This window comes from Vibrio sp. bablab_jr001 (assembly GCF_016464285.1).
Lineage (GTDB): Bacteria > Pseudomonadota > Gammaproteobacteria > Enterobacterales > Vibrionaceae > Vibrio > Vibrio fluvialis.
Map to the genome: position 1 here is coordinate 1 of NZ_JACDWZ010000019.1, position 432 is coordinate 432.

Annotated in this window: 1 pseudogene; it reads left to right on the top strand. The window is 58.8% G+C overall.

Features of this window, described 5'->3' with window-relative positions:
- Positions 1-432, top strand: a pseudogene (locus tag JIG40_RS00935) (phage tail protein); the annotation flags it as partial.

Sequence of the window (432 nt, forward strand, 5' to 3'; positions counted from 1 at the left end):
GAGCAAGGCTTGGCGCTGATTGAACGCAATGGCGTACTGACGATTGAGAACACCGCGCACAGCATCATTCAGGGTATCGGGCTTGAAGTCGGCAACAACATCGAACGCCTTGAGATTGCCCGTCAGTTCCATACCCGTTTTCACCGCACCGAAGTTCAGGGCACGTGGGACGATGCCAGTGCAGTGGTCATCGCGGCCGACATCGATGCTTCGCGCACGCGGGTGATTATCTGCGATCAGTTACAGTCCGCCGACGCGTGTTTGTCCCGCGCCCGGTATGAGCACAACCTGGCGATCGCGCAGAGCCTGACGGCCTCAGCAAGCATTGCCGGACTGTTCCCGGCGCTTGCCATCGACGGACTCAACCGGGTCATCCGGGTTATCGATCAGACGCAGCAGTTCAGCGAAATGCTGGTCATCAAAGCCTTGAGC